A 25,701-nucleotide genomic window follows, 5' to 3' on the forward strand; every position below is an offset into this window, starting at 1 on the left:
TGCTTACCCTGAAATCGGGGCTGTACCAAGTCCCGCCGCCCTCAAAGCGGCGGCGTGCTCGGGCCTGGCGCCGGCATCGGGCCGCGCAGGGCGACAAGCCGGCGATAAAGGATCGCCTGCCCGATCGACCCCATGGCAGACAGCCAGGTCATCGCGAAGTTGGCGAGAAAGGCGAGCGTGACCGAGGAGCGGACAAGGCTCGTGGTTCGCGCCACCTCCGGAGAGAGGATCGCCGAGACCACCACTGCCACCGCGGTGGCCGCGAGGAAGATGGCGCCCAGATAGGCCAGGCAGACGGGCAGCAGGCGCCATTTCAGACCCTCGGTCAGCCAGGCACTGCGCTGCATGCCGGACTGCCAGGCACGATCCTCGTCGAGAATCGCCGCGGTGCTGACCAGCCAGCGGCACATCATGTAGAGGGCGGGAATCACCAGCAGCAGTACGCCCAACGTCATCAGCATGCCCGCCACCAGGCTGGCGCCCAGCACCGAGGGCAGACGTCGCCGCACCATCAGCCAGGCTTCCCGCTCCACCGCGGGCGTGCCGCGCAGCAGCTGCAAGGCCATGGCGGTGACATAGGCGCTCAACAGCATGGCGATCAGCAGGGCGCCGGCATTGAACACCGGCGCTTCCCGACCGGTCAGGGTCTCATAGAGCCAGTCACCGATGATCGACACGGCGGAGGCCAGGAAAATGGCCGAGAGAAACGCCACCCGCCCCTGCCGGAACAGCATCAGGGTCTGCCGGATGATGTCATCGATGCGGAAATCGGTGGTCATGTTCGGTCAGGGCTCCGCCGTTGCCGTCAGTCAGTGTGGCCGGCTGCCCGGCGCATTCCCCGATCTAGCGCAGGATCGCCTCCCGCTGAACAGGGGGCGTGCGCCGGTGGTGCCCAGGCCGGCACGACAAGGCCCCGGTCGTGCCGGATCGCGTGCACGGCCGGGGCCTCTGTGAGGGGGGCTTGCGCCAGCGGGCGATTACTGGGGCAGGTCGATCTTGACCCGCTTGGTGACGCCGGATTGCCCCGGGAAGTCGGTGAACAGGGCCTGGACCAGATAGGGCATGACCTCCGGCAGGCGGTTGTCGCGACCGATCGAGTCCACCCGGCCTTCGAACAGCATCTCCTTGGATGCATCGCCCTTGAGGATCTTCATGCTGAGCTTGCGGGTGTAGACGGTGTAGGAATAGACCTCGGGCTCGTTCCACAGGCCGGGGCCCCAGAACGGATCATAGGGGCCGTAGTAGGGGTAGAAGGCCCGCGAGCGCCAGTTGTAATAATAGGGCGAGATGCTCGCCGTGCCCGGCCGGGTGTCCAGCTTCTCGGTGCCTTCCGACACGCTGTAGTCCACCACCACCTCAAGATCGGCGGTCGCGCCCTCGGCGGCGGGCTTGTAGCCCAGCTTCCCCAGTTCGGCGCCGATCATGTTGGCGTAGGTCGCGAATTCCAGGCTGCCGCGCTTGGCGGGATCGGCCGGTACGATGGCCACCGTCTCGCCCTGCGGCGGCGGCAGCTTGTGGAAGCGGGCGACATCCGACTTGATCTGGCCGGCGCAGGCGGCCAGGCCCAACATCAACAAACCGGCGAACAGAGTGGTCAACCGACGCATGGAACCCTCCAGCAGAAACAGGATGGGCATGACTTTAGGCGCTTGCGGCTGAACCGCAACTGAACGTTTGCCGGCCGTGCGGCTAATTCACCGCCCGGCACGATCAACGCCGCAGGAAGCCCACCGTCTCGAACACCCGCGCCATGATCGGGTCGGCGATGGCGCGCGCCCGGTCGGCGCCCCGGTGCAGCACGTCCTCGACATAGGCGGGGTCGGCCAGCAGGCGGCGGAACTCGGCGGCGATCGGCTCCAGCTTGGCGACGGTCAGCTCCGCCAGCGCCGGCTTGAACGCGCCGAAGCCCTTGCCGGCGAACTCGGCGATCACCGCCGCGGCCGACGTGCCGGCCAGCGCGGCATAGATGCCCACCAGATTTTCCGCTTCCGGCCGGCCCTTGAGGCCCTCCAGCGTTTCCGGCAGCGGCTCGGGGTCGGTCTTGGCCTTCTTGATCTTGGCTGTGATCGCGTCGGCGTCGTCGGTAAGATTGATGCGGCTCATGTCGGAGGCGTCCGACTTGCTCATCTTCTTGGTGCCGTCGCGCAGGCTCATCACCCGCGTCGCCGGCCCCTGGATCACTGGTTCCGGCAGCGGGAACAGCTCGACACCGAAGTCGTTGTTGAACTTCTGGGCGACGTCGCGGGCGAGTTCAAGGTGCTGCTTCTGATCCTCGCCCACCGGCACGTGGGTGGCGGCATAAGCCAGAATGTCGGCGGCCTGCAGCACCGGGTAGGTGTAGAGGCCGACGCTGGCGCCCTCGCGGTCCTTGCCCGCCTTGTCCTTGAACTGGGTCATGCGGTTGAGCCAGCCGACGCGGGCGACGCAGTTGAGAATCCACGCCAGTTCGGCGTGCGCCGTCACCTGGCTCTGGTTGAACAGGATCGCCTTGGCAGGGTCGATGCCGGCCGCCAGCAGGGCCGCCGCCATTTCGCGGGTCTGTGCCCGCAGCGCCGCCGGCTCCTGCCACAGTGTGATGGCGTGCATGTCGACCACGCAGAACACGCACTCGGCCTCGTGCTGCATCTGCTCCCAGTTGCGGATCGCGCCCAGATAGTTGCCGAGGTGAAGGTTGCCGGTCGGCTGGATGCCGGAGAAGACACGCTTGGTCATGGGCTGCGATTCCTGCTGATGGGTCGCTCGGGCTCTTAAAGCCTCAGCGTTTGAGATGGAAGCCATAATGGCGGCAGCACCGGGGTGTCATGGCCGCTGGCGCCTGAAGCGTCCGGCAAGGTCGGCCCCGCTCACCACGCCCAGCCGGATCGCGACCCCGAAGTAGCTGGCCAGCCCCGCCGCCAACAGCACGGCGACCGCCGCTATCCGCCCCGTCGCCGGGCCGCTGAACCAGTCGCGCAGGCCGAGGCAGGTCAACCAGACCACCACGGCCATCACGGCGGCGGCCAGCAGGATGCGCGCCACATGCCGCTTCAGGCGGACATCGGTCCGATAATGGCCGCGCCGGTGCAGGATCACCGCCAGCGCGACGCAGTTGACCCAGGCGGCGATCGCGGTCGCCATCGCCAGGCCGGCGACCTTGAACGGGCCGATCAGGAGCAGGTTGAGCAGGATGTTGAGCAGCAGGGCCCCCGCTGCCACCCGCATCGGCGTCGCGGTGTCGGCGCGGGCGTAGAAGCCCGGCGTGAGCACCTTCAGCAGCACATAGGCGGGCAGCCCGGCGGCCAGTGCCGCCAGGGTGCGCGCCGTCCACAGCGCGTCGTCGGCGCTGAAGCGGCCGCCGAGATAGATCGCCTCGGTGATCGGGGTCGCGCACAACATGAGCGCGACGGCGGCAGGCACGGTCAGCAGCAGCGCCAGCTCCACCGCCCGGTTGTGAAGGTCTTGCGCCGCGGCGGCATTGTCCTCGGCGAGATGGCGCGACAGCGCCGGCAGGATCGCGGTGCCCACCGCGATGCCGACGACGCCGAGCGGCAGCTGGTTCAGCCGGTCGGCGTAGTTGAGGTAGGACAGCGAACCCTGCGGCAGCCGGCTGGCGAAGAACAGGTCGACGAACTGGCTGACCTGGTAGATGCCGGCCCCGAAGGTCGCCGGCAGGATCGCCCGGCCGAGCCGGCGGACCGCCGGGCTCAGGCGCGGCCAGCCCAGCCGGGGCGCGGCGCCGGCGCGCGCGCAGGCCGCCAGCAGCCACAGAAACTGGGCCATGCCGGCCAGTGATACCGCGATGCCCAGTGCCCGCGACGTCATGATTTCGCCGTCGTGCACCAGTAACAGCGCGCCGATCAGGCACAGGTTGAGCAGGATCGGCGCGGCGGCCGCCGCCGCGAAGCGGGACAGGCCGTTGAGGATGCCGCCCAGCAACGCTGTGAGCGAGATGAACAGCAGATAGGGAAAGGTCAGACGGGTCAGCTCGACCGCCAGTTCGAACTTGCCGGGGATGGCCCGGAAGGCGCCGCCGCCATTCATCACCCATACCAGCGCCGGCATGGCGACCTGCGCCAGCGCCGTCACCAGCAGCAGCACCGGCAGGAATACCCCCAGCACGTCCGACGCGAAGCGCCGCGCGCCCGCGGGGCCGCCCTCCCGCAGCTGCTGGCTGTAGGCTGGCACGAACGCCGCCGAGAACGCTCCTTCGGCAAACAGTCGACGGAAGATGTTGGGCAGCTTGAAGGCGAGGTTGAAGGCATCGGCGGCCATGCCGGCGCCGAGCAGGCGGGCCAGCAGCATGTCGCGGGCGAAGCCGGCGATCCGGCTTGCGAGCGTCAGCACGCCGATGGTGCCGGCGGCGCGCAGCAGGCTCACTGCGCCGGGTTCCCGGGTCCGCCGCACCAGGGCAGGGGCCGCGCGCGGCCGGTCCGGCGGGGCCGGTCAGTCCGGGGTACCCGCCGGTTCATCGGTCGCGGCTCAGGCGTGGCCGACGGTTTCGTCGGCGCCCTGGCCGGGCTGGCCCTGCCGCTGCTGCAGGTACAGCGCGGCGAAGTCGATCGGCTCCAGCAGCAGCGGCGGGAAACCGCCATCGCGGGTGGCGTCGGCGATGATCCGGCGGGCGAACGGAAACAGCAGACGCGGCGCCTCGACAACGAGGAAACCCTCGATCTGGTCTTCCGGCACGTTGCGCAGCCCGAACAGGCCGGCGTAGAGCAACTCGACCTGAAACGCCTTGAGCGCTTCATGACGGGCCACCGCCTCGATGCGCAGCTCGACCTCGAACGCTTCCTCGCCGATCCGGCGGGCGCCGACGTTGACGTTAACCTCGATGCGGGGCTGGGCCTGCCCCAGCGCCTGCAGCGACTGCGGCGCATTGGGGTTCTCGAACGACAGATCCTTCACATACTGGGCCATCAGACCGACCTGCGGCTGGGTGGCGGCTTCGTCGAGCCCGTTGGGGAGTTCGCTCATGGAAAAGACTCTCAATCTGCTTGGAGGATGTGGTGGCAAACGTGCTGGCGCGTTAGCATGTCGCAACGACGCGGTGCAAGCATCGCACGACGACAGCCGGGCGGTGCCGGCCTTGTTCCGGGCCAGCAGACACTTATCTATCCGTCATTATAGACCCTAAAGGCAGGCATTGATATGATGTCCGCCTACGAGGTTGAATGTCCGGCGCGACGCGCCCTGTGCCCATGTGGTTTGAGACAGCATGTCCGATAGCATACAGATCGTCGAAATCATCTTCCTGGCCATGCTGGCGGGGTTTGTCGCCCTGCGTCTGGTGAGCGTGCTCGGCCGGCGCACCGGTCACGAGAAGCCGGCGACGGATGGCTTTACCGGCAGCGAGCAGGCGAAGCCCAGCCTTGCCCCGAGTCCGGTCAACGATCTGCCGCGCGCGGCGCCGTTGCAGCTGCCGCCCGATCTGGCCCCCGCCACCCGCCGGGCGCTGGAGGACATCGCCGCCGTCGATCCCCGCTTCGAGCCGGTGCCGTTTGTTGATGGCGCCCGTGCCGCCTACCGGATGATCCTGGAGGCATTCTGGCAGGGGAACATCGAGTCGGTGAAGCCGTTCATCGCCGATGACGTGCTGGACCAGTTCCGGCGCGCCATCGCCGCGCGCGAGGCCGAAGGCCTGAGCGTCGACAACCGCCTTGTCAGCATCAACAAGGTCGCCATCACCGAGGCGAGCCTGCAGGGCGCCATGGCGGAAGTGACGGTACGTGTCGACGCCACCTTGTCGGCGGTCACCCGCGACCGCGACGGCAACGTCGTCGCCGGGTCCGCCAGCGCGCCGGTCGAGACCCATGACGTCTGGACCTTCAGCCGGCATACCCGCTCGCCGGACCCCAACTGGCTGCTGATCGCCACCGACGCCGAGGGATAATGACCCCGTTTTCGCCACTCCGGCGCGCCGCCGTGTCGCTGGCGCTCGCTACCGCCGTGCTGGCCGCCTGCGCTCCCACACCGCCCGTTTCAGCGCCCGTGCCGGTGCCGGCGAAGCCGGTGGCGCCCGAACCGCCGGCGCCTTCACGGGCCCGCGACCTGCCGCTGGCGGCGGGGCCGGCGGTGGCCGACCTGCCGGGCTGGCGTGACAACGATCCTGCCCGTGCGCTGGCGGCGTTCCGGGCGTCCTGCCGGGCGCTCACCATCCGCACCGACCAGAGTGGCCTGACCCAGCCCGGCGACTGGGCCGAGGTCTGCAGCGCGGCCGTCAGTGCCACCGATGCCCGCGCCTTCTTCGAGAGCCGCTTCGCCACCCTTGTGGTCGGTGATGGCAGCGGCCTCAACACCGGCTATTACGAGCCCGAGCTGGCGGGCGACCGCATGGCCTCGCCGGCCTATCCGGTGCCGCTCTACAAGCGGCCGCCGGAGCTGATCGACGTCGACCTCGGCGCCTTCCGCGACACGCTGCGCGGCCAGCGCATCGCTGGCCGGATCGAGGGCCGCCGGCTGGTCCCCTATGCCGATCGCGCGGCGATCGAGGATGGCGCGCTGGCCGGACGCGGGCTTGAACTGGCCTGGGCGGCCGATCCCTACGAGGTGTTCTTCCTGCAGATCCAGGGCTCCGGACGGGTCCGGCTGCCCGATGGCCAGGTGATGCGGGTGGGCTATGACGGCCAGAACGGGCATCCTTATGTCGGCATCGGCCGCAAACTGCTCGACATGGGCCTGCTGGCCAAGGGCCAGGCCTCGATGCAGGGCATCATCGCCTGGGCCCGCGCCAACCCGGACAAGGCGCGCGAGGTGATGCGGCTCAACCCGTCGTTCGTCTTCTTCCGCGAGCTTACCGGCCCTGGACCGCTCGGCGCGATGAACGTTGCGCTGAGCCCGGACATCTCGGTCGCCGCCGATCCGTCGTTCGTGCCGCTGGGGGCGCCGCTGTGGCTGGTCTCGGCCCGTCCCGACGTTGCCAGGCCAGCGCGCCAGCTGCCGTTCTCGCGGCTGATGGTGGCGCAGGACACCGGCGGCGCGATCACGGGCGCCAATCGCCTTGATGTGTTCTGGGGCCCTGGTGCCGATGCCGCGATCATCGCCGGCGGCATGAGCTGGCGCGGCAAGATGCTTCTGCTGCTGCCCGTGGCCGTCGTCGATAGACTGTTGGCGTCACCGCCGGAGTCCGGGTCGACTGCGTCGCCGGCCGGGCGATGAGCCGCAAGCTGCGCCCAGAGGAGGAAGCGCTGTGGGGTCAGGTGGCCGCCAGCGTCAAGCCGCTGGAAAAACGGGTAACCCCGCCCGATCTGCCGCGCCTGAAACCGCAGGTCGTCGCCCCGGCCGAGCGGGCGATGCCGGTCATGGGCCGACACCAGGCGGCGACACCACCGACGCAGGCGACGCTGGACGCGGTGTGGGACCGCAAGATCCGCACCGGCGAGGTGCTGCCCGATCTCATCATCGATCTGCACGGCCACCGCCGCGAGACCGCCTACACGGCGCTCACCCGTGGCCTGGCGCGCGCCCATGGCCGCCACGCCCGCGTCGTGCTGGTGGTCACCGGCAAGGGCAAGACCGGCGCCGACTGGCCGAGCCAGCCGGGCGGCGTGCTGCGCGAGGAACTGCCGCGCTGGCTGACAACCCCCGACCTGCGCCCCTATGTGGCGGCATTGCGCCCGGCCCACCCCCGCCACGGCGGGGATGGCGCCTGGTATGTCATCCTCAAGCGCGCCCGCTGAGCGCCAGGGGGAAGCCCCGGCGGCGGCGGCCTAGAGGATGAACCGGCTGAGGTCGGTGTTCTTGGCCAGGCTGGAGAGCTGGCGGTCGACGAAGCCGGCATCGATGCGCAGGGTCTCGCCGGCGCGGTCGGTGGCGTCGAAGCTGACGTCCTCCAGCAGCTTTTCCATCACCGTCTGCAACCGGCGGGCGCCGATGTTCTCCACCGTGTCGTTGACGTCCGCCGCGATGCGGGCGATCGCCTCGATGCCGTCATCGGTGAAGTCGAGCGTCACCACCTCGGTGGCCATCAACGCCCGATACTGGCGCAGCAGCGACGTCTCGGTGTCGGTGAGGATGCGCTTGAAGTCCTCGCGGGAGAGCCCCTTAAGCTCGACGCGGATCGGCAGGCGGCCCTGCAGTTCCGGCAGCAGGTCGGACGGCTTGGCGACGTGGAAGGCGCCTGATGCGATGAACAGGATGTGGTCGGTCTTCACCGGGCCATGTTTGGTGGCGACCGTCGTGCCCTCGATCAGCGGCAACAGGTCGCGTTGCACGCCCTCGCGGGAGACCGAGCCGCCCTGGACGTTGGAGACGGCGATCTTGTCCACCTCGTCGAGGAAGACGATGCCGTTCTGCTCGGTGGCGCGGATCGCCTCGCGGACGATCTCCTCCTGATCCAGCCGCTTGTCAGACTCCTCCGCCAGCAGCACCTCTCGCGCCTGGTCGACGCGCATCTTGCGCCGCTTGGTGCGCGGCCCCAGCGCCTTGCCCAGCATGTCGGAGAGATTGATCATCCCCACCGAGGCGCCCGGCATGCCGGGAATCTCGAAGGCCGGCGCGCCGCCGCTGTCCTGCACCTCCATCTCCACCTCGCGGTCGTTCAGCCCGCCCTCGCGCAGCAGGCCGCGAAACTTCTCGCGGGTGGCGTCGGAGGCGTCCTTGCCCACCAGTGCTTCCAGCAGCCGGTCCTCGGCGGCCTTGCCGGCGGCCTCGGCGACGTCGCCGCGCCGGGCCTCGCGCACCAGCCGGATCGCTTCCTCGACGAGGTCGCGGATGATCGAATCGACGTCACGGCCGACATAGCCGACCTCGGTGAACTTGGTGGCCTCGATCTTGAGGAACGGCGCGTTGGCGAGTTTCGCCAGCCGGCGGCTGATCTCGGTCTTGCCGCAGCCGGTGGGGCCGATCATCAGGATGTTCTTCGGCAGCACCTCGTCGCGCAGCGCGTCGGGCAGCTGCTGCCGGCGCCAGCGGTTGCGCAGCGCCACCGCGACGGCCTTCTTGGCCTCGGTCTGGCCGACGATATAGCGGTCGAGGGCGGCGACGATCTGCTTGGGGGTCAGTTCCGACATGTTCTGGGGCTCCACGGTGGCGGCCACCGCACTCTGGGGGGCATACAAGGTTTGGTTTCGCGATCGATTCGCCGGCCGTCAGGCCTCTATCGACTCGATGGTCAGGTTGCCGTTGGTGTAGACGCAGATATCGGCGGCGATCTTCATCGCCTTGCGGGCGATCGCTTCGGCGTCGAGGTCGAGGTCGATCAGCGCCCGGGCCGCCGACAGGGCATAGTTGCCGCCCGAGCCGATGCCGATCAGGCCATCCTCGGGTTCCAGCACGTCGCCGGTGCCGGTGAGCACCAGGCTGACGTTGCGGTCGGCGACCGCCATCATCGCCTCCAGCCGCCGCAGGTAGCGGTCGGTGCGCCAGTCCTTGGCCAGCTCGACACAGGCCCGGGTGAGCTGGCCGGGGTAGCGCTCCAGCTTCTGTTCCAGCCGTTCGAACAGGGTGAAAGCATCGGCGGTGGCGCCGGCGAAGCCGCCGATCACCGAGCCGTCGCCCAGCCGGCGGACCTTCTTGGCATTGCCCTTGATGACGGTGTTGCCGAGACTCACCTGGCCGTCGCCTGCCACGACGACGCGGCCGCCCTTGCGGACCGCGAGAATGGTGGTGCCGTGCCAGTTGGCGGCATCGAAAACGGATGGTTGCGACACGTTCGGGCTCCTGGGGGCTGGCTGACGCGGCCGGGTGGGCGGGTTCGACTGCCGATATGGGAAGCCCGGCGGCCGATGCAACGGGCAGAGGTAGCCTTCAAGGTTTGGAAACGATAGTGTGTCATGCACGGGTGCCGATGTGCGCAGGCACGTTGGAGCAGCATCACGGAGGGGTGAAGGACATGGCGGGGCGGGTTTTGCTGGTGGAGTTCAACGAACTTTCACCAACGTTGATGAACAAGTGGATCGCCGAGGGCATCCTGCCCAATTTCCAGCGGCTGCGTGACCGCTCGGCGGTTTATGTCACCGAGCCGGACGAGACCAACCCGGTCAACCTGGAGCCATGGATCCAGTGGTATTCGCTGCACACCGGCCTGCCGTTCAGCCAGCATGGCGTGTTTCACCTCACCGACGGCCCGCGCGCCGGCCATGACGATCTGTTCTCGCTGCTGCTTGCCAGCGGCGCGACCGTCGGCTGCGGAGGCAGCATGAACGTCAAGGCGTTCAAGGGCGAGGGTTCGTTCTTCATCGCCGACCCGTGGTGCGACGGCCAGCCCGCCTGGCCGGAGGATCTCAATACCTTCCAGCGCTTCGTCGCCCAGTCGGTGCGCGAGCACACCAACCCCGCCGGTTCCGGCGGCGCGGTGACGCCGGCCCAGTTCGTCGCCTTCATGGCCCGTCACGGGCTGAGCCCGGCGACCGTTGCCTCGACGGTGCGGCAGCTGCTGTCGGAAAAGATGAGCGATCCCAAGCTGAACTGGAAGCGCCCGGCGATCCTCGACCGGATGAATCTCGATCTGTTCAGCCATCTCTACCGCCGCCACCGGCCGGCCTTCGCGACCTTCTTCTCCAACAGCACGGCGCATTTGCAACACTGCTACTGGCGCCACATGGAACCAGACGTCTTCACCATCCGCCCCAGCGACAAGGAGCTGGCGCTTTATGGGGACGCCGTGCGGTTCGGCTATGTCGAGATGGACCGGATGATCGGCCGCCTGCAGGCGTTGCTGGAGCCCGGCGACCTGATGCTGCTCGCCACGGCGCTCAGCCAGCAGCCCTTCCTGCGCCGTGAGGCCGATGGCGGCCAGCTGTTCTACCGGCCGCGCGCGGTGGAGACCCTGCTTGCCGACCTCGGTGTGCGCTACCGCGATGTCGAGCCGGTGATGACGCACCAGTTCATGATCCGGTTCGAGTCCACCGACGAGGCCGAGGCCGCCGCCGCCTTGCTGCGCGGGCTGGCGGTCGATGGCAAGCCGCTGATCGGCATGCAGGATCATGGCGCCGAGGGGCTTTACTTCGGCTGCCAGATCAGCCGCCAGATCGGCCCGGAGGCGGTCATCACGTCCGCCATCTCCAACCGGAGCTGGCGCTTCTTTGACTGGTTCTACCAGATCGACGGCATGAAGAGCGGCTGTCACCATCCCGATGGCATCCTGTGGCTGGGCACCGGCGAGCATGTCGACGCCGGGCGCTGCTCGATTCTCGATGTGTTCCCGACGGTGCTGGAGGCGCTGGGCCGGGGCCACCTGATCCCGTCCGACCGCACTGGCCGCAACCTGCTGCCGGCCCCGGCGGCCCGGCGCGCCGCCTGAGGCGGCAGCCGGGGAGATCACCGCCCGAGGCGGCAGCCGGGGAGATCGCCGCCCGAGGCGGCAGCCGGGGCAGCGGTGGAATGGACGACGGTGGCCGGGACAGCCTTCGTGTGCGCCTAGCCCGTCAGGTGCGCATAAATCGTGGCACCGATAGCGATGCGCTGCTATAGCCCGCTCGATTGGAGCAGGTGGCATGCGCACGGCAAAGATTGAACGCAAGACCAAGGAGACGCAGATCAGCGTCGCCCTGAACCTCGATGGCACCGGCGAGTACACGGTCTCGACCGGCATCGGTTTTCTCGATCACATGCTGGAGCAGCTCTCCCGCCATTCGCTGATCGACCTCGACGTCGCGGCGACGGGTGATCTGCACATCGACTTCCACCACACTACCGAGGACAGCGGCATCGCCATCGGCCAGGCGGTGGCGAAAGCCGCGGGCGACCTGAAGGGCATCACCCGCTACGCCGACGCGCTGATCCCGATGGACGAGACGCTGACCCGGGTCGCCATCGACATTTCCGGCCGGCCCTATCTGGTCTGGAAGGTCGAGTTCTCGCGCGACAAGCTGGGTGACATGGACACCGAGCTGTTCAAGGAATGGTTCCAGGCCTTCGCCCAGGCGGCCGGCGTGACGCTGCATGTCGAGACGCTCTATGGCAGCAACAATCACCACATCGTCGAATCCTGCTATAAGGGTCTGGCGCGGGCGCTGCGGGCGGCGCTTACCATCGATCCGCGCAAGGCCGATGCCGTGCCGTCGACCAAGGGAACGCTGGGCGGCACCCTGTAAGCGTCTGGTTTGGAGTAAAGGCACCCGTGGCAGAACGTCTGGCGATCATCGACTACGGCTCGGGCAACCTGCGCTCGGCCGCCAAGGCGCTGGAGCGCGCCGCCGCCGATCTTGGCCGCGAGGTCGCGGTCAGCGTCACCGGTGATGCCCGGCTGGTCGCTCAGGCCGACCGCGTCGTGCTGCCGGGCGTTGGCGCCTTCGGCCAGTGCGCCACCGCGCTGCGCTCGATCGCCGGCATGGAGGCGGCGTTGCAGCAGGCGGTGATCGAGGGCGGCCGGCCGTTCCTGGGCATCTGCGTCGGCATGCAGCTGATGGCCCGGCGTGGCCTGGAGCACGGTCTGCACCAGGGGCTGGGCTGGGTGCCCGGCGACGTGGTGCGGCTGTCGCCCAACGATCCGCGGCTGAAGGTGCCGCACATGGGCTGGAACAAGGTCGCCTTCACCGAGGCCGGCCGCGCCCATCCGGTGCTGGCGCGGCTGGAGAACGACGGCTTCGCCTACTTCGTGCACAGCTACCATCTGGAGCCCGAGGAGCCGGCGCATGTGCTGGCGCGCACCGACTATGGCGGGCCGGTGACCGCGATCGTCGGCCGTGACAACCTGCTCGGCACCCAGTTTCATCCCGAGAAGAGCCAGGATTACGGCCTGGCGTTGTTGCGTGCGTTTCTGGAGTGGAAGCCATGAGCTTCACGATTTTCCCGGCGATCGACCTCAAGGGCGGCCAGGTGGTGCGCCTGAAGGAGGGCCTGATGGACCAGGCCACGGTGTTCAACACCGACCCCGCCGCCCAGGCCCGCAGCTTCGGCGCCCAGGGGGCGGCCTGGCTGCACATTGTCGACCTCGACGGCGCCTTCGCCGGCGAGCCGCGCAACGCGGCCGCGGTGGAGGCGATCATCGCCGCCTTTCCGGGCAAGACCCAGGTCGGCGGCGGCATCCGTGACGATGCCACCATCGAGCGCTGGCTGGGGCTGGGCGTCGCCCGCGTCGTCATCGGCACCGCCGCGCTGAAGAACCCGGCGCTGGTCAAGGCCGCCGCCGCCCGTCATCCGGGCCGCATCGTGGTGGCGGTGGACGCCCGCGACGGCATGGTGGCGACCGATGGCTGGGCCGCCGTCTCCGACGTGCCGGTGGCGGCGCTGGCGCAGCGCTTCGAGGATGCCGGCGTCGCCGCCGTGCTGTTCACCGACGTCGGCCGCGACGGCCTGCTCAAGGGCTGCAACGTCGAGGCGACGGTGGCGCTGGCGGAAGCCACCACCCTGCCGGTCATCGCCTCGGGCGGCGTTGCCGACATCGCCGACATCGAGGCGCTGGTGGCGGCCGCCGGCACGGTGAAGGGCCGGCTGGAAGGCGTCATCAGCGGCCGGGCGATCTATGACGGCCGGCTCGACCTCGGTGCGGCGCTGGCCTGCGCGCGCGTGGAGGTGGGGGCGGCATGATGCTGACCAAGCGCGTCATCCCCTGCCTTGATGTCAAGGACGGTCGCGTGGTCAAGGGCGTGCAGTTCCTTGATCTGGTGGACGCCGGCGATCCGGTCGAACAGGCCAAGGTCTATGACGCCGCCGGCGCCGACGAGCTGTGCTTCCTCGACATCACGGCGTCGTCCGACAACCGCGGCATCATCCTCGACGTGGTGCGCCGCACGGCGGAAGCCTGCTTCATGCCGCTCACCGTGGGCGGCGGCGTCCGCACCGCCGACGACGTGCGCCGGCTGCTGCTGGCCGGCGCCGACAAGGTGTCGGTCAACACCGCGGCCGTGCAGCGACCCGAGCTGGTGCGCGAGCTGGCCGAACAGTTCGGCAGCCAGTGCATCGTCGTCGCCATCGACGCCAAGCGGGTGAATGCCGAGGGCGAGCCGGACCGCTGGGAGATTTTCACCCACGGCGGCCGTACCCCCACCGGCATCGATGCCATCGCCTTCGCCCGCCAGGTCGTCGACCTCGGCGCCGGCGAGATCCTGCTGACCTCGATGGACCGCGACGGCGCCAGGAGCGGCTATGACCTGGCGCTGACCCGGGCGATCGCGGACGCCGTCAGCGTGCCGGTGATCGCTTCTGGCGGCGTCGGCTCGCTCGACCATCTGGTCGAGGGCGTCTCGACCGGCGGCGCCGACGCGGTGCTGGCGGCCTCGATCTTCCACTTCGGCACCCACACGGTGGGCGAGGCCAAGCAGCACATGGCCGAGGCCGGGCTGCCGGTGCGCCTGCAGGCCGCCCCGCCGGTTCGTGCGTCGGCCCGGGTGACGTCATGACGTCGGCGCCCGACCAGATCGCCACGCTCTACGCCACGGTACTGGCCCGTCGCGCGGCCGATCCGTCGGCGAGCTATGTCGCCAAGCTCACCGCCAGGGGGCGGGCGAAGATCGCCCAGAAGGTCGGCGAGGAAGGCCTTGAGACGGCGCTGGCGGCCGTCGGCGAGGGGCGGGCCCAGGTGATCGCCGAATCCGCCGACCTGCTGTTCCATCTGGCGGTGCTGTGGGCCGACTGCGGCATCACCCCCGATGACGTGATGGCGGAGCTGGCCCGCCGCGAAGGCACCTCGGGGCTGGCCGAGAAGGCCGCGCGCAAGGACTGAGGCGCCGTCGCCGGCCGATGCCGGCCCCTCTCGACGGCAGGCGGGGCGACCGGCTATCACGGGGGCGACCCGTGTTGACCCAGGAGCGATTCCATGGCCGTCCAGAGCCTCGAACCCTATGACGACAACAACATCTTCGCCCGTATCCTGCGCGGCGAAATTCCGGCGCGGAAGGTCTATGAGGACGAGTTCGCGCTGGCCTTCCACGACATCAACCCGCAGGCGCCGACCCATGTGCTGGTGATCCCCAAGGGGCGCTACGTGTCGTGGGCGGACTTCGCCGCCGGCGCGCCGGACGCGCTGATCGCCGGCTTCATCCGCGCCGTCGGCAAGACCGCCGAGGCGCTCGGCGTGGTCGCCGACGGGTATCGCCTGCTGGCCAACGCCGGGCCGCACTCCCACCAGGAAGTGCCGCACCTGCATGTCCATGTGTTCGCCGGCCGGCCGCTGGGGCCGATGCTGGTCCGCCACGACTGAACGGCCCGGCGGCCAAGATAGGTATTTAGCAATTTTATCTTGCTTTATCCCTTTAGTCCTGCCATGGTCGTGGTCGGAGCGGTTGGGTCGCGGCCATGGTGGCGGCGTCGCCCGGGGAGGGGGAGGCGCGGGTGATGCGGCGGGCGTGGTCGAAGGCGTCACGCAATTTTCTGTCTTTGCCGGGGGCGACGCACCGGCTAGCGTGGCGGCATAATCTTATTGATCCCGCGTGATGCGGGAGGGGGAAATCCACATGCTCTTCTGGCGAGTCAAGTCACTCGACGCCATCATGGCGAATGCCGAAAAGAAAAGTCTTCATCGCTCCCTGGGGGCCCTGCAACTGACCATGCTGGGCGTTGGCGCCATCATTGGCACCGGCATTTTCGTGCTGACGGCGGAAGCCGCGCAGAAGGCCGGGCCGGGCATGATGATCTCGTTCGTCATCGCCGCCTTCGTCTGCGGCGTGGCGGCGCTGTGTTATTCCGAACTGGCCTCGATGGTGCCGGTGTCGGGCTCCGCCTACACCTATTCCTACGCCGTGATGGGCGAGTTCGTCGCCTGGCTGGTGGGTTGGGCGCTGATCCTTGAATATGCCGTGGCGGCGAGCGCGGTGGCGGTCGGCTGGTCCGGCTATCTGGTCGGCCTGCTCGACCATTCGCTGGGTATCGAGATACCGCATGCGCTTGCCAACGGCCCCTATGCCGGCGGCATGGTCAACCTGCCTGCCATTGTCATCGCGCTGGCGGTGACGGCACTGCTCTATGTCGGCACCAAGGAGAGCGCGACGGTGAATGCCGTGCTGGTGGCGATCAAGGTGACGGCCCTGCTGGCCTTCATCGTCATCGCCCTGCCGGTGATGGACGACGCCAACTTCCAGCCGTTCGCGCCGCTGGGCGCCGCCGGCGTGATTGGCGCGGCCAGCTCGATCTTCTTCGCCTATGTCGGTTTCGACGCCGTGTCGACGGCGGCGGAGGAAACCAAGAATCCGCAGCGTAACGTGCCGATCGGCCTGATCGGCAGCCTGATTATCTGCACCATCTTCTACCTGCTGGTGGCCGCCGGCGCGACCGGCGCCTATGGTGCCCAGCCGCTGATGTCGGCGGCCGGCGCATGGCTGGAACCGGGCAGCACCGCCATGGCCGCCCGCTGCACCGAGGTCGCGGCGCTGGGCGAGCAGCCGCTGGTATGCTCGCGCGAGGCGCTGGCGCATGTGCTGCGCGCCATCGGCCACCCGGCGGTCGGCAACGCGCTCGGCCTGGCCGCCTTCCTGGCGCTGCCGTCGGTGATCCTGATGATGATCTACGGCCAGACCCGCATCTTCTTCGTGATGTCGCGCGACGGCCTGTTGCCGGATGTACTGAGCAAGGTCCATCCGAAATTCAGGACCCCGCATGTGGTGACCATCGTCACCGGCATCGGCGTCACCATCGCGGCGGCCTTCTTCCCGGTGGGGCGTCTGGCCGACATTTCCAACTCGGGCACGCTGTTCGCGTTCCTGATGGTGGCCATCGGCGTGATGCTGCTGCGGCGTTCGGAGCCGACCCGTATCCGCCATTTCCGCACGCCGGCGCTGTGGCTGGTGGGGCCGCTGGCCGCCATCGGGTGCATCGTGCTGTTCCTGTTCCTGCCGATCCAGGCCAAGCTGGTGTTCCCGATCTGGGCCGGCATCGGTCTGGTGGTGTACTTCCTCTACGGTTACCGCCGCAGCCACATGGCCCCCGGCGTGACGCCGCCGGCGGAATAAGGAGACGGGCATGACGGGCTGGCGCGTCAAACCGCTGCGTGACATCGTCGCGCATGCCGGGCGCCGCCCGCTCAAGCGCACGCTGGGCGCCGTCGACCTGACGCTGCTGGGCGTCGGTTCGATCATCGGCGCCGGGGTGTTCGTGCTCATCGGTGTCGCGGCGCAGAAGGCGGGTCCGGCGGTCGGGCTTGCCTTCGTGCTGGCGGGCCTGGTCAGCCTGTTCGCGGCGCTGGCCTATGCCGAGATGGCGGCGATGGCGCCGGTCGCCGGCGGTGCCTATACCTTTGCCTATGCCAGCCTCGGCGAGGCGCTGGCCTGGCTGGTAGGCTGGAATCTGGTGCTGGAACTGGCGGTCAGCGCGGCGGCGGTGGCCTCGGGCTGGTCAGGCTATGTCGTCGGGCTGGCGGGCCAGCTCGGCTTCGATCTGCCGGCGGTCTATGCCACCGTGCCAAGGCTGGGCGGCGTCGCCGATTTCCCGGCGATGGCCATTGTGCTGGCGGTGAGCCTGCTGCTGGCCCTGGGCACCCGGCGTTCCGCGCTGCTCAACAGCATCATGGTACTGGTCAAGATCGCGGTGCTGATGATCTTCCTGTGGCTGGCGGCGCCCGCCATGGCGCCGGCCAACTGGCAGCCGTTCCTGGCGCTGGGCTGGTTCGAGCGGATCAGCGGCGGCGAGACCATCGGCGTGCTGGCGGCCACCGCCGTGGTGTTCTTCGCCTATGTCGGCGTTCACACCCTGGCATCGACCGCCGAGGAGGCTCGTCGGCCCAACCGCGACCTGCCGCTGGCGCTGCTGGCGGCGATCCTGCTGTGCATCCTGGTGTTCGCCGTGGTCGGCCTGGTGTCGACCGGCGTCGTACGCTGGTTCGACCTCGGCCTCAGCAAGGAACCGCTGGCGCTGGTGCTGCGCGCCGCCCACCAGCCGGTGGCCGCCGGCGTCGTCGCCATCGGCGCGCTGGCCGGCCTGACGGCGGTGCTGCTGACCTTGCTCTACGGCCTGAGCCGGCTGGCCTTCGTGATGGCGCGCGACGGCCTGCTGCCGCCTGCCTTCGCCACCCTGCATGGCACCCGCGGCACCCCGCACGTGGTGACGCTGGCCGGGGGCGCGGTGGTGGCGCTGGTCGCTGGCCTGCTGCCGCTCGACAAGATCGTCGAGCTGTCCAACATCGGCACCCTGTTCGCGTTTCTCAGTGTCGCGGTCGGCGCACTGGTGCTGCGCCGCACCCACCCGGAATATCCCCGCCCGTTCCGCTGTCCGGCGCTGCCGCTGGTGGCGGGGCTGGCGATTCTGGGCTGCGGCGGCCTGATGCTGTTGCTGCCGGTGGATACCTGGTGGCGCTTCCTTGGCTGGTCGCTGCTGGGCGGGCTGGTCTATCTCGGCTACGGCCGCCGGCGCAGCGATCTTGCCGGTTGAGCCTGGCCCGGGCGCTTATCCCAGCCGGGCGGCGACCAGCGCCTTGAGATCGGCCTCCGGCCGGGCGCCGATGTGGGAGATGGCTTCCGCCGCCGCGATGCAGCCGATGCGGCCGCACTCGGCCAGCGGCCGGTGCGCGGTCAGGCCATGCAGGAAACCGCTGGCGAACAGGTCGCCGGCGCCGGTGGTATCCACCACCGTCACGCCGGGCTCGGCGGCGACGATGTGGCGTTCCTCGGGCGTCAGCACCACCACGCCGTGCTCGGAGCGGGTGACGGCGGCGATGTCGCAGACGCAGGCCAGCTGGTCCAGCGCCTGGTCGAAGTCCTCGGTCTGGTAGAGCGACTTCAGCTCGACCTCGTTGGCGAACAGCACGTCGACATGGCCGCGCACCAGGTCAAGGAACTCCGCCCGGTGGCGGTCGACGCAGAACGGGTCGGACAGGGTGAAGGCGACCCGGTTGCCATGGCGGTGGGCAATGCGGATGGCATCGACAATCGCCTGCTTGGCCGCCGGCGCGTCCCACAGATAGCCCTCGATGTAGAGCACGTCGGCGCGGGCGACCTGGGCGGCGTCGATGTCCGCCGAGCTGAGCTGGGTCGAGGCGCCGAGAAAGGTGTTCATGGTGCGCTGGCCGTCCGGCGTCACCAGCACCAGACAGCGCGCGGTGGCCGGGCCGTCGGTGGCGGGCTCGGTGGTGTATTCGACACCCAGCGCCCGGATGTCGTGCGCGAACACGCCGCCCAGCTGGTCGTCGCGCACCCGGCCGATGAAGCCGACCTTCGCGCCCAGTGCCGCCAGCCCGGCGATGCTGTTGGCGGCGGAACCGCCGGAGACCTCGCGGCCCGGCCCCATCAGGCCGTAGAGCCGGGTCGCTTCCGCCTCGTCGATCAGCCGCATGGCGCCTTTCACCAGGCCCTGGTCGGCGAGGAAAGTGTCCTCGGCGCGGGCGATGACGTCGACGATGGCATTGCCGATGGCGAGAACGTGAAGGCGGTTGGTCATCATCTTCCTCGTGCTGGAGCGGTCTTGCGTGCCTAGCCGGCAACGTCCGGTCTCGCAACCATTGACGCCACCGGGCCGATCGGTCACGCCTTGGCCATGGTACGCGCCCTCACCCTTGCCATCGGCCAGTTGTCCGACCCGCGTTTCATCCGGCTGCTGCTGGGCTCGACGCTGCTGACGCTGCTGGTGTTCGCCGGCGTCTGGTGGGGTCTCGACCGGCTGGTGAACATGGTCGATAGCCGTGGCTGGCCGCTGTGGGCGGCCAATGCCTGGGGCTGGATCGACGGCACCGTGGCGGCGCTGGGGCTGCTGCTGTCGCTGTGGCTGCTGTTCCCGGCGGTGGCCACCGCGATCATGGGCATTCTGCTCGACGTCGCCGTCGACGCGGTGGAGGACCGTCACTACCCGCACGCCCGCGCCCCCCGGCCGATGGGCTGGGTCGAGGGGCCGTGGCTGGGTCTCTTGTCGGGGCTGCGGCTGCTGGCATGGAACCTGCTGGCGCTGCCGGTGTATCTGCTGCTGCTGTTCACCGCCGTCGGGCCGCTGGTGCTGTTCGTGCTCCTCAACGGCTATCTGCTGGGGCGGGACTATGTGCAGATGGTGGCGATCCGCCATCTCGGCGGACGCGGCGAGCGCGCCTTCCGGGCCAGCCACCGTCCGCTGCTGTTCCGGCTCGGTTTGCCGGTGACGCTGCTGTTCATGGTGCCGGTGCTGAACCTGCTGGCACCCCTGATCGGCGCCGCGCTGGCCACCCACCTGTTCCATGAGGCGCGGGGCGACCGGCCGGTCGGCACCGCGCTCCGGCAGTGAGGGCCTTGCGCCCGCCGGCCGGCTGCGTCAGTGAGGAGGCATGATGCTGTTGCGTGTTGCTGCTCCCCCCGTCCTGCTGGCGGTCCTGCTGGCGCTGGCCGGCTGCGCCACCACCGCCACCGAGGCGCCACTGCCGGCGCCGGGCAAGCCGCCGCGCCCGGCCGCCGCCCGGCCGGGCGATACCGTGAGCGGTGTCGCGCTGGTGCTCGGCCGCACCATCGACGAGGTCACCGAAAAGCTCGGCACCCCCAGCTTCGAGCGTCGCGAGGGCGGCGCCCGCCACCTGCAGTTCGGCGGCCCGCCTTGCGTGCTCGACGTCTATTTCTACGAGGACCCGCCGGGGACGCCGGCGACCGCCCGCCATGCCGAGGCCCGCTTCGTCGATGGCCGCGACGCCGAGGCCGGCGCTTGCGTCGATGCCCGCCGGCGCGCGCGCATCGGCTATTAGTCCCACTCGGCGCGCACGCTGTCGTCGGTCTCCCGCGCCAGCCGATCGCGACGGACCGCGGCCAGCTGCATGGGCTCCGCCAGGCGTCGCACCGCCCAGGCGGCGGCACCGCGCACCACCGGCGCGGGATCATCGACGCACGCCAGCACCGCCGGCAGCAGGGCGGGCGCGGCGCTGTTGCCGGCGGCGATGAGCGCGTTGCGCACCAGCCGGTCGCGGCCGATGCGCTTGATCGGCGAGCCGGCGAACACCTGGCGGAAGCCGGCGTCGTCCAGCGCCAGCAGCTCGGCCAGTCGCGGCGCGGTCAGCTCCAGCCGCGGGCTGAACGCCATCTCGCGGGCGGCGGCCGCGAACTTGTTCCACGGGCAGGCGGCCAGACAGTCGTCGCAGCCGTAGACGCGGTTGCCCAGCGCCGCGCGCAGTTCGCGCGGGATCGGCCCCTTGTGTTCGATGGTGAGGTAGGAGACACAGCGGCGCGCATCGAGCTGGTAGGGGGCCGGGAAGGCATCGGTGGGGCAGGCGGTCTGGCAGGCGGTGCAGGAGCCGCAGCGGTCGGCGTGCGGCGCATCCGCCTCCAGGTCGAGCGTGGTGTAGATGGCGCCAAGGAACAGCCAGCTGCCATGGCGGCGCGACACCAGGTTGGTGTGCTTGCCCTGCCAGCCGAGCCCGGCGGCGGCGGCCAGCGGCTTTTCCATCACTGGCGCGGTGTCGACGAAGACTTTTACGTCTGCCGGACCACGGCCGGCGGGGACGTCTGCCGGACCACGGCCGGCGGGGATGGCCGCCTCCAGCAGCCAGCGGGCCAGCTGCTTCAGCCGCTTCTTGATGACGTCGTGGTAGTCCGCGCCCTGGGCATAGACCGAGATGACGCCCAGTTGCGGATGGTCGGCATGGCGGCGCGGGTCGAGCGCCGGCGCGTAACTCATCCCCAGCATCACCACCGAACGCACCTGCGGCCACAGTCCGCGCGGGCTGGCCCGCTCGCCGGCCCGCTCGGCCATCCACAGCATGTCGCCATGGCGCCCTGCGGCGAGCCAGGCGGCCAGCCGGGCCCCGGCCTCCGGGCAGGCCTCGGCCGGGGCGATGCCGATGGCGTCGAACCCCAGCAGCCGGGCCTGATTGGCCAGCGCCTGTTTCAGAAGTCCAGCTTGTCGTAGTGGTTGGGCGGCACGAGTCCGGCCGTCCGCTCGGTCAGCAGCGGCCGGAAACTGGGACGGGACTTGATCGCCGAGTACCATTGCTTCGCCAGATCGTGGGTTTTCCAGTCGATGCCACCCAGATAATCGACCACCGAGACGTGGGCGGCGGCCGCGATGTCGGCCAGGCTGAACGTCGAGCCACCCAGCCACCGGCGATGATCCAGCAGATATTCCAGATAGTCCAGATGCCCCTCGACCGCCTGGTGGGCCTGACGCAGCAGCGTGGTGTTGGGCGGCTGGCGGGTGATGATGCGGTGCCACATCCGTTCCTGCAGCAGGATGACCCCCACCTCGGCGAAGAATTTCTGGTCGAACCAGGCGATCACCCGGCGCACCTCGGCGCGCTCCAGCGGGCCGGACCCCATCAGCGGGCTGTCGCGCACCGTTTCCTCGAAATATTCCAGGATGGCGGTGGAATCCGCCAGCACCACGTCCTCGCTGGCCGAGGTCACCACCGGCGTCTGGCCGGCCGGATTGAGGGCGAGGAAAGCGTCGCGCCCCTCCCACGGGTGTTCGCCGACCAGTTCGGTCGGCACGCTCTTCTCGGCGAGCGCCAGCCGCACCTTGCGGGAAAACGGACAGAGGGAATAATGATAGAGCCGCCACATATCGGCGTGACCATAGCGACCGTGGTCCCGGCCGGGAAGGGTCCGCGCACGCCTAATTGCACCAGATGGTCAGGGCGACGGCGCCCGAGCGTCAGTGCGACGGTGAATGATGGCCCGGCGGCGCCTGGTCGAGGCGCAGGTGCTGCTCGATCCAGCGCCCCAGCGGCCGGCGGGCGACGACCAGGCCGAGCCCGCTCGCCGCGATCACGCCGCCGAATATCCATGGTGCCTGGTTGGCATCCACCCGTTCAAGGCCCAGCGCCACCAGCAGGGCGGTGAGCCCCGGAATGCCGATCAGCACCGCAAGACGTATCAGGGTCGCCATCCGCCTCTCCCGTTCATGGGTTGATGCCGGAGACCCAGCAAGACCCACGCCACAGGACTAACAAATTGAAATTGATAAAGAGTTACGTCGTTTCGGCGCCGTTTTTCGTGTCGAAATGGCGCACCTGCCGACCGGGCAGGTGCCGCGCTTGTCCCACTGTGGCACGTCGCGGCCCGGGTGGCGGCAACGCGCCGTCCCTGATTCGCCTGCCGGCGCTGATTTGCGTGTCGTGCCATGTTCCGCTGCCCGTGATCAGGCTATAGGGTTGCGGTTCAGGCATCCATCACACCGGGGGGGGCAGGGCCAGGCATGAAGACGGTATCGAGCTGGCGCAGCCATGGCGGCACCCAGGGGGTCTATACGCATCAGTCGACGCTCACCGGCACGCCGATGACCTTCTCGGTGTTCGTGCCGGATCATCCGCCCGGTGCCCGGCTGCCGGTGCTGTGGTATCTCTCCGGGCTTACCTGCACCCACGCCAACGTCACCGAGAAAGGCGAGTATCGCGCCGCCTGCGCCGCCCGCGGCATCGTGTTCGTCGCGCCCGACACCAGCCCGCGCGGTGCCGGGGTGCCGGACGATGCCGCCTATGACTTCGGTCAGGGCGCCGGTTTCTATGTCGACGCCACCCAGGCGCCATGGTCACGCCACTTCCGGATGCGCGGCTATGTCGAGGACGAGCTGCCGGCGCTTGTCGCCGCCCATTTCCCGGTCGATCTCGCGCGTCAGGGGATCACCGGCCACTCGATGGGCGGGCATGGCGCATTGACCATCGCCTTGCGCAACCCCGGACGTTTCCGTTCGACCAGCGCGTTCTCGCCGATCGTCAGTCCGCTGCACTGTCCGTGGGGTGAGAAAGCGCTCACCGGCTATCTCGGCGCCGATCGCGCGGCCTGGCGCGCCTATGACGCCTGCGCGCTGATCGACGACGGCGCCCGCCTGCCGGACCTGCTGGTTGATCAGGGCACGGCAGACGACTTTCTCGACACGCAACTGCGGACATCGCTGCTGGAGACCGCGTGTGCCCGCGCCGGCCAGCCCGCCACCATCCGCCTGCAGACGGGCTATGACCATTCCTACTATTTCATCTCCACCTTCATGGCCGAGCACATCGGCTGGCATGCCGCGCGGCTGACCGCATGACCGATCCCGACCGCCTGCGTGCGATCATCGCCGCGCATCGCGACGCCGAGGGGCCGCTGCTGCCGATCCTGCATGACGTGCAGGCGGCGTTCGGCTGTATCGACGCGGCGGCCCAGGCCGCCATCGCCGCCGCCCTCAACCTCAGCCGGGCCGAGGTCCACGGGGTGGTGAGTTTCTACCATGATTTCAGCCAGACGCCGGACCACCGTCCGCTGGTGCAGCTCTGCCGGGCGGAAGCCTGCCAGGCGCGCGGCGCCGAGGCGCTGGCGGCGGTCGCACAGGTCGCGGCCGGCGAACGGGTGCGGGTGGCGGCCGTCTACTGCCTCGGTCTGTGCAGCGTCGGCCCCAATGCACGCATCGGCGACCGGCTGCACGCACGACTGGACGAGGACGGCCTGACCAGGCTGATCGCCGCGCTATGATCCGGGTCCGCCTTGCCGACGACGCGCTGGCGATCGCCTGCGGTGCCGATGCGGTGGCGGCGGCGTTCGCGGCCGCCGGCTGCCTGGTGGAGCGCTGTTCCAGCTGGGGCCTGCACTGGCTGGAACCGCTGGCCGAGATTGACGGCCACGGGTTCGGGCCGCTGACGCCGGCCGATGTGTCCGCCGTGCTGGCGGGCCGTAGCGACAGGGGAATCGGTCCCATCGCCACCCACCCGTTCCTGGCACGACAGCAGCGGCTCACCTTTGCCCGCGCCGGCAGGACGCGGCCGCTGAGCCTGGACGACTATGCGGCGACCGACGGCTGGGCCGGACTGCGCCGGGCGCGCGCGCTGCCGCCGGAACAGGTGATCGCCGAGGTCGCCGGGTCGGGTTTGCGCGGGCGCGGCGGCGCCGGCTTTCCCGCCGGCGTCAAGTGGCGGACGGTGGCCGAGGCGGGAGGGCAATCGGGGACGGGGCGCAAATACATCGTCTGCAACGCCGACGAGGGCGACAGCGGCACCTTCGCCGATCGCATGCTGATGGAGGGTGATCCGTTCGCGCTGCTGGAGGGCATGGCCATTGCCGGTCACGCCGTCGGCGCCGGCCACGGCTATGTCTATGTGCGCAGCGAATATCCCCATGCCATCGCCCGGCTGCGGGCGGCGGTCGCGCTGGCCGCACCCATCATCGCGCCGTTTGGCGTCGAGGTCCGGGTCGGCGCCGGTGCTTATGTCTGCGGCGAGGAGACCGCGCTGCTGAACTCGCTGGAAGGGCGTCGGGGCGAGGTGCGCGCCAAGCCGCCGCTGCCGGCCCTGCACGGGCTGTTCGGCCGCCCGACCGTGGTCAACAACGTGCTGACGCTGGCGGCGGTGCCGCACATCCTGCGCGAGGGCGGCGCTGCTGCCTATCACGGTCTCGGCACCGGCCGTTCGCGGGGCACCATGCCGATCCAGCTCGCCGGTAACGTCAGGTATGGCGGGCTCTATGAAACGGCGTTCGGGATCACGCTCAACGCGCTGATCCACGACATCGGCGGCGGCACGGCTTCGGGCCGCCCGGTCAAGGCGGTGCAGGTGGGCGGGCCGCTGGGCGCCTACATTCACCCGGACCGGTTCGACCTGCCGTTCGACTACGAGGCCTATGCCGCCGCCGACGCACTGATCGGCCACGGCGGCGTGGTGGTGTTCGACGACACGGCGGACATGGCGCGGCTGGCCCGCGTCGCCATGCAGTTCTGCGCCATCGAGAGCTGCGGCAAGTGCACGCCGTGTCGTATCGGCTCGACCCGTGGCGTCGAGCTGATCGATCGCCTGCGGGCACCGGCGCCCGCCGATGCCGTCGCGGCGCTACCGCAGATGCGCAACGCGCCCAAGGGCGGCCGCCGCCGCGCCGACGATCTCGCCCTGCTGGAGGAGCTGTGCGAGACGATGCGGTTCGGCTCGCTGTGTGCCCTGGGCGGCTTCACGCCGTATCCGGTGCTCTCGGCACTGCGGCAGTGGCCGGAGGATTTCGCATGATGCCCCCC

General features: G+C 69.5%; 28 protein-coding genes. 17 read left to right on the forward strand and 11 right to left on the reverse strand.

Annotated features, from left to right (window positions below; genetic code table 11):
• Positions 1 to 41 precede the first annotated feature (41 nt).
• From ABU113_RS09875 to secB, 5 genes are all read right to left on the reverse strand, one after another.
• Positions 42 to 779, reverse strand: a complete 738-nt coding sequence (locus ABU113_RS09875; protein WP_454559346.1) for a hypothetical protein — start codon at positions 777 to 779, stop codon at positions 42 to 44.
• A gap of 198 nt (positions 780 to 977) precedes the next feature.
• Entirely contained in the window at positions 978 to 1,607 is a 630-nt protein-coding gene (locus ABU113_RS09880) for a DUF4136 domain-containing protein (protein WP_454559347.1), read from the reverse strand.
• Between the two features lie 103 nt (positions 1,608 to 1,710).
• A complete protein-coding gene (gene trpS, locus ABU113_RS09885) occupies positions 1,711 to 2,712 on the reverse strand; it encodes a tryptophan--tRNA ligase (RefSeq protein WP_454559348.1) in 1,002 nt (333 codons plus the stop codon).
• Positions 2,713 to 2,799: 87 nt separating this feature from the next.
• Positions 2,800 to 4,356: a murein biosynthesis integral membrane protein MurJ gene (murJ, locus tag ABU113_RS09890; protein ID WP_454559349.1), complete on the reverse strand. Its 1,557-nt coding sequence runs from the start codon at positions 4,354 to 4,356 to the stop codon at positions 2,800 to 2,802.
• A 102-nt stretch (positions 4,357 to 4,458) separates the two neighbouring features.
• Positions 4,459 to 4,953, reverse strand: a complete 495-nt coding sequence (gene secB, locus ABU113_RS09895) for a protein-export chaperone SecB (RefSeq protein WP_454559350.1) — start codon at positions 4,951 to 4,953, stop codon at positions 4,459 to 4,461.
• Between the two features lie 241 nt (positions 4,954 to 5,194).
• Here secB and ABU113_RS09900 point away from each other — a divergent pair, with 241 nt between their 5' ends.
• From ABU113_RS09900 to ABU113_RS09910, 3 genes are read left to right on the forward strand one after another with little or no spacing between them, the layout of a single operon-like run.
• Entirely contained in the window at positions 5,195 to 5,869 is a 675-nt protein-coding gene (locus tag ABU113_RS09900; RefSeq protein ID WP_454559351.1) for a Tim44/TimA family putative adaptor protein, read from the forward strand.
• Positions 5,869 to 7,134 (forward strand): murein transglycosylase A, encoded by a 1,266-nt coding sequence (gene mltA, locus ABU113_RS09905; RefSeq protein ID WP_454559352.1) that lies wholly within the window; start codon positions 5,869 to 5,871, stop codon positions 7,132 to 7,134. The genes ABU113_RS09900 and mltA overlap by 1 nt, the downstream gene beginning before the upstream one ends.
• Positions 7,131 to 7,655: a Smr/MutS family protein gene (locus ABU113_RS09910; RefSeq protein WP_454559353.1), complete on the forward strand. Its 525-nt coding sequence runs from the start codon at positions 7,131 to 7,133 to the stop codon at positions 7,653 to 7,655. Before mltA ends, ABU113_RS09910 begins: the two co-directional genes overlap by 4 nt.
• A gap of 30 nt (positions 7,656 to 7,685) precedes the next feature.
• Here the strand turns inward: ABU113_RS09910 and hslU are convergent, their stop codons facing one another.
• On the reverse strand, positions 7,686 to 8,987 hold the full coding sequence (gene hslU, locus ABU113_RS09915) for an ATP-dependent protease ATPase subunit HslU (protein ID WP_454559354.1): 1,302 nt from the start codon (positions 8,985 to 8,987) through the stop codon (positions 7,686 to 7,688).
• 78 nt (positions 8,988 to 9,065) lie between these two features.
• On the reverse strand, positions 9,066 to 9,626 hold the full coding sequence (gene hslV / locus ABU113_RS09920; RefSeq protein WP_454559355.1) for an ATP-dependent protease subunit HslV: 561 nt from the start codon (positions 9,624 to 9,626) through the stop codon (positions 9,066 to 9,068).
• A 182-nt stretch (positions 9,627 to 9,808) separates the two neighbouring features.
• On the opposite strand from hslV, the gene ABU113_RS09925 reads away from it, so the two are divergent.
• The 9 genes from ABU113_RS09925 (at position 9,809) to ABU113_RS09965 (ending at position 18,216) form a co-directional block, all read left to right on the forward strand.
• Positions 9,809 to 11,218, forward strand: a complete 1,410-nt coding sequence (locus tag ABU113_RS09925; RefSeq protein ID WP_454559356.1) for an alkaline phosphatase family protein — start codon at positions 9,809 to 9,811, stop codon at positions 11,216 to 11,218.
• A gap of 193 nt (positions 11,219 to 11,411) precedes the next feature.
• The gene (gene hisB / locus ABU113_RS09930) at positions 11,412 to 12,011 is read left to right on the forward strand and encodes an imidazoleglycerol-phosphate dehydratase HisB (protein ID WP_454559357.1); all 600 of its coding nucleotides are present in this window, start codon (positions 11,412 to 11,414) and stop codon (positions 12,009 to 12,011) included.
• A 26-nt stretch (positions 12,012 to 12,037) separates the two neighbouring features.
• Entirely contained in the window at positions 12,038 to 12,694 is a 657-nt protein-coding gene (gene hisH / locus ABU113_RS09935; RefSeq protein WP_454559358.1) for an imidazole glycerol phosphate synthase subunit HisH, read from the forward strand.
• Positions 12,691 to 13,446, forward strand: coding sequence for a 1-(5-phosphoribosyl)-5-[(5-phosphoribosylamino)methylideneamino]imidazole-4-carboxamide isomerase (hisA, locus tag ABU113_RS09940; RefSeq protein WP_454559359.1), 756 nt, complete (start codon positions 12,691 to 12,693; stop codon positions 13,444 to 13,446). Before hisH ends, hisA begins: the two co-directional genes overlap by 4 nt.
• The gene (gene hisF / locus ABU113_RS09945; RefSeq protein ID WP_454559360.1) at positions 13,443 to 14,258 is read left to right on the forward strand and encodes an imidazole glycerol phosphate synthase subunit HisF; all 816 of its coding nucleotides are present in this window, start codon (positions 13,443 to 13,445) and stop codon (positions 14,256 to 14,258) included. Before hisA ends, hisF begins: the two co-directional genes overlap by 4 nt.
• Positions 14,255 to 14,581, forward strand: coding sequence for a phosphoribosyl-ATP diphosphatase (locus ABU113_RS09950; protein WP_454559361.1), 327 nt, complete (start codon positions 14,255 to 14,257; stop codon positions 14,579 to 14,581). The genes hisF and ABU113_RS09950 overlap by 4 nt, the downstream gene beginning before the upstream one ends.
• 93 nt (positions 14,582 to 14,674) lie before the next feature.
• Entirely contained in the window at positions 14,675 to 15,058 is a 384-nt protein-coding gene (locus ABU113_RS09955; RefSeq protein WP_454559362.1) for a histidine triad nucleotide-binding protein, read from the forward strand.
• A 253-nt stretch (positions 15,059 to 15,311) separates the two neighbouring features.
• Positions 15,312 to 16,802, forward strand: coding sequence for an amino acid permease (locus tag ABU113_RS09960; RefSeq protein ID WP_454559363.1), 1,491 nt, complete (start codon positions 15,312 to 15,314; stop codon positions 16,800 to 16,802).
• Positions 16,803 to 16,812: 10 nt separating this feature from the next.
• Positions 16,813 to 18,216 (forward strand): amino acid permease, encoded by a 1,404-nt coding sequence (locus tag ABU113_RS09965; protein ID WP_454559364.1) that lies wholly within the window; start codon positions 16,813 to 16,815, stop codon positions 18,214 to 18,216.
• A gap of 15 nt (positions 18,217 to 18,231) precedes the next feature.
• Here the strand turns inward: ABU113_RS09965 and ABU113_RS09970 are convergent, their stop codons facing one another.
• A complete protein-coding gene (locus tag ABU113_RS09970) occupies positions 18,232 to 19,221 on the reverse strand; it encodes an adenosine kinase (RefSeq protein ID WP_454559365.1) in 990 nt (329 codons plus the stop codon).
• A 96-nt stretch (positions 19,222 to 19,317) separates the two neighbouring features.
• Here ABU113_RS09970 and ABU113_RS09975 point away from each other — a divergent pair, with 96 nt between their 5' ends.
• The gene (locus ABU113_RS09975; RefSeq protein WP_454559366.1) at positions 19,318 to 20,031 is read left to right on the forward strand and encodes an EI24 domain-containing protein; all 714 of its coding nucleotides are present in this window, start codon (positions 19,318 to 19,320) and stop codon (positions 20,029 to 20,031) included.
• A 40-nt stretch (positions 20,032 to 20,071) separates the two neighbouring features.
• Positions 20,072 to 20,479 (forward strand): hypothetical protein, encoded by a 408-nt coding sequence (locus ABU113_RS09980; RefSeq protein ID WP_454559367.1) that lies wholly within the window; start codon positions 20,072 to 20,074, stop codon positions 20,477 to 20,479.
• On the opposite strand, the gene queG is transcribed toward ABU113_RS09980, so the two are convergent.
• From queG to ABU113_RS09995, 3 genes are all read right to left on the reverse strand, one after another.
• Complete coding sequence (gene queG, locus ABU113_RS09985) at positions 20,476 to 21,717, reverse strand: tRNA epoxyqueuosine(34) reductase QueG (protein WP_454559368.1); 1,242 nt, start codon at positions 21,715 to 21,717, stop codon at positions 20,476 to 20,478. The genes ABU113_RS09980 and queG overlap by 4 nt on opposite strands.
• Entirely contained in the window at positions 21,615 to 22,286 is a 672-nt protein-coding gene (locus ABU113_RS09990; protein ID WP_454559369.1) for a glutathione S-transferase family protein, read from the reverse strand. Before ABU113_RS09990 ends, queG begins: the two co-directional genes overlap by 103 nt.
• Before the next feature lie 91 nt (positions 22,287 to 22,377).
• On the reverse strand, positions 22,378 to 22,611 hold the full coding sequence (locus tag ABU113_RS09995) for a hypothetical protein (protein ID WP_454559370.1): 234 nt from the start codon (positions 22,609 to 22,611) through the stop codon (positions 22,378 to 22,380).
• Between the two features lie 309 nt (positions 22,612 to 22,920).
• Between ABU113_RS09995 and fghA the strand changes: the two genes are divergently transcribed.
• The 3 genes from fghA to ABU113_RS10010 are packed head-to-tail and all read left to right on the forward strand — an operon-like array spanning position 22,921 to position 25,693.
• Positions 22,921 to 23,754, forward strand: a complete 834-nt coding sequence (fghA, locus tag ABU113_RS10000) for an S-formylglutathione hydrolase (protein WP_454559371.1) — start codon at positions 22,921 to 22,923, stop codon at positions 23,752 to 23,754.
• Positions 23,751 to 24,176, forward strand: coding sequence for an NAD(P)H-dependent oxidoreductase subunit E (locus ABU113_RS10005; protein WP_454559372.1), 426 nt, complete (start codon positions 23,751 to 23,753; stop codon positions 24,174 to 24,176). Before fghA ends, ABU113_RS10005 begins: the two co-directional genes overlap by 4 nt.
• A complete protein-coding gene (locus ABU113_RS10010) occupies positions 24,173 to 25,693 on the forward strand; it encodes an NADH-ubiquinone oxidoreductase-F iron-sulfur binding region domain-containing protein (RefSeq protein WP_454559373.1) in 1,521 nt (506 codons plus the stop codon). Before ABU113_RS10005 ends, ABU113_RS10010 begins: the two co-directional genes overlap by 4 nt.
• Positions 25,694 to 25,701: the final 8 nt, after the last annotated feature.

The sequence above is a fragment of the Parapedomonas caeni genome (assembly GCF_041060555.1).
In the GTDB taxonomy this organism is placed as follows: Bacteria; Pseudomonadota; Alphaproteobacteria; order Sphingomonadales; family Sphingomonadaceae; genus CAUJIW01.

What these genes read in the sequence shown, in the direction of transcription:
- ABU113_RS10010 (WP_454559373.1), top strand. Translation starts at nt 24,173, where the DNA reads ATGATCCGGGTCCGCCTTGCCGACGACGCGCTGGCGATCGCCTGCGGT.
- ABU113_RS09875 (WP_454559346.1), bottom strand. Translation starts at nt 779, where the DNA reads ATGACCACCGATTTCCGCATCGATGACATCATCCGGCAGACCCTGATG.
- ABU113_RS09965 (WP_454559364.1), top strand. Translation starts at nt 16,813, where the DNA reads ATGACGGGCTGGCGCGTCAAACCGCTGCGTGACATCGTCGCGCATGCC.
- hisB (WP_454559357.1), top strand. Translation starts at nt 11,412, where the DNA reads ATGCGCACGGCAAAGATTGAACGCAAGACCAAGGAGACGCAGATCAGC.
- ABU113_RS09950 (WP_454559361.1), top strand. Translation starts at nt 14,255, where the DNA reads ATGACGTCGGCGCCCGACCAGATCGCCACGCTCTACGCCACGGTACTG.
- hslU (WP_454559354.1), bottom strand. Translation starts at nt 8,987, where the DNA reads ATGTCGGAACTGACCCCCAAGCAGATCGTCGCCGCCCTCGACCGCTAT.
- trpS (WP_454559348.1), bottom strand. Translation starts at nt 2,712, where the DNA reads ATGACCAAGCGTGTCTTCTCCGGCATCCAGCCGACCGGCAACCTTCAC.
- mltA (WP_454559352.1), top strand. Translation starts at nt 5,869, where the DNA reads ATGACCCCGTTTTCGCCACTCCGGCGCGCCGCCGTGTCGCTGGCGCTC.
- ABU113_RS09900 (WP_454559351.1), top strand. Translation starts at nt 5,195, where the DNA reads ATGTCCGATAGCATACAGATCGTCGAAATCATCTTCCTGGCCATGCTG.
- ABU113_RS09955 (WP_454559362.1), top strand. Translation starts at nt 14,675, where the DNA reads ATGGCCGTCCAGAGCCTCGAACCCTATGACGACAACAACATCTTCGCC.
- ABU113_RS09925 (WP_454559356.1), top strand. Translation starts at nt 9,809, where the DNA reads ATGGCGGGGCGGGTTTTGCTGGTGGAGTTCAACGAACTTTCACCAACG.
- ABU113_RS09880 (WP_454559347.1), bottom strand. Translation starts at nt 1,607, where the DNA reads ATGCGTCGGTTGACCACTCTGTTCGCCGGTTTGTTGATGTTGGGCCTG.
- ABU113_RS09975 (WP_454559366.1), top strand. Translation starts at nt 19,318, where the DNA reads ATGGTACGCGCCCTCACCCTTGCCATCGGCCAGTTGTCCGACCCGCGT.
- ABU113_RS09995 (WP_454559370.1), bottom strand. Translation starts at nt 22,611, where the DNA reads ATGGCGACCCTGATACGTCTTGCGGTGCTGATCGGCATTCCGGGGCTC.
- hisF (WP_454559360.1), top strand. Translation starts at nt 13,443, where the DNA reads ATGATGCTGACCAAGCGCGTCATCCCCTGCCTTGATGTCAAGGACGGT.
- secB (WP_454559350.1), bottom strand. Translation starts at nt 4,953, where the DNA reads ATGAGCGAACTCCCCAACGGGCTCGACGAAGCCGCCACCCAGCCGCAG.
- ABU113_RS09990 (WP_454559369.1), bottom strand. Translation starts at nt 22,286, where the DNA reads ATGTGGCGGCTCTATCATTATTCCCTCTGTCCGTTTTCCCGCAAGGTG.
- fghA (WP_454559371.1), top strand. Translation starts at nt 22,921, where the DNA reads ATGAAGACGGTATCGAGCTGGCGCAGCCATGGCGGCACCCAGGGGGTC.
- ABU113_RS09910 (WP_454559353.1), top strand. Translation starts at nt 7,131, where the DNA reads ATGAGCCGCAAGCTGCGCCCAGAGGAGGAAGCGCTGTGGGGTCAGGTG.
- ABU113_RS09980 (WP_454559367.1), top strand. Translation starts at nt 20,072, where the DNA reads ATGATGCTGTTGCGTGTTGCTGCTCCCCCCGTCCTGCTGGCGGTCCTG.
- hisA (WP_454559359.1), top strand. Translation starts at nt 12,691, where the DNA reads ATGAGCTTCACGATTTTCCCGGCGATCGACCTCAAGGGCGGCCAGGTG.
- ABU113_RS09970 (WP_454559365.1), bottom strand. Translation starts at nt 19,221, where the DNA reads ATGACCAACCGCCTTCACGTTCTCGCCATCGGCAATGCCATCGTCGAC.
- ABU113_RS09960 (WP_454559363.1), top strand. Translation starts at nt 15,312, where the DNA reads ATGCTCTTCTGGCGAGTCAAGTCACTCGACGCCATCATGGCGAATGCC.
- ABU113_RS10005 (WP_454559372.1), top strand. Translation starts at nt 23,751, where the DNA reads ATGACCGATCCCGACCGCCTGCGTGCGATCATCGCCGCGCATCGCGAC.
- queG (WP_454559368.1), bottom strand. Translation starts at nt 21,717, where the DNA reads ATGGTACTCGGCGATCAAGTCCCGTCCCAGTTTCCGGCCGCTGCTGAC.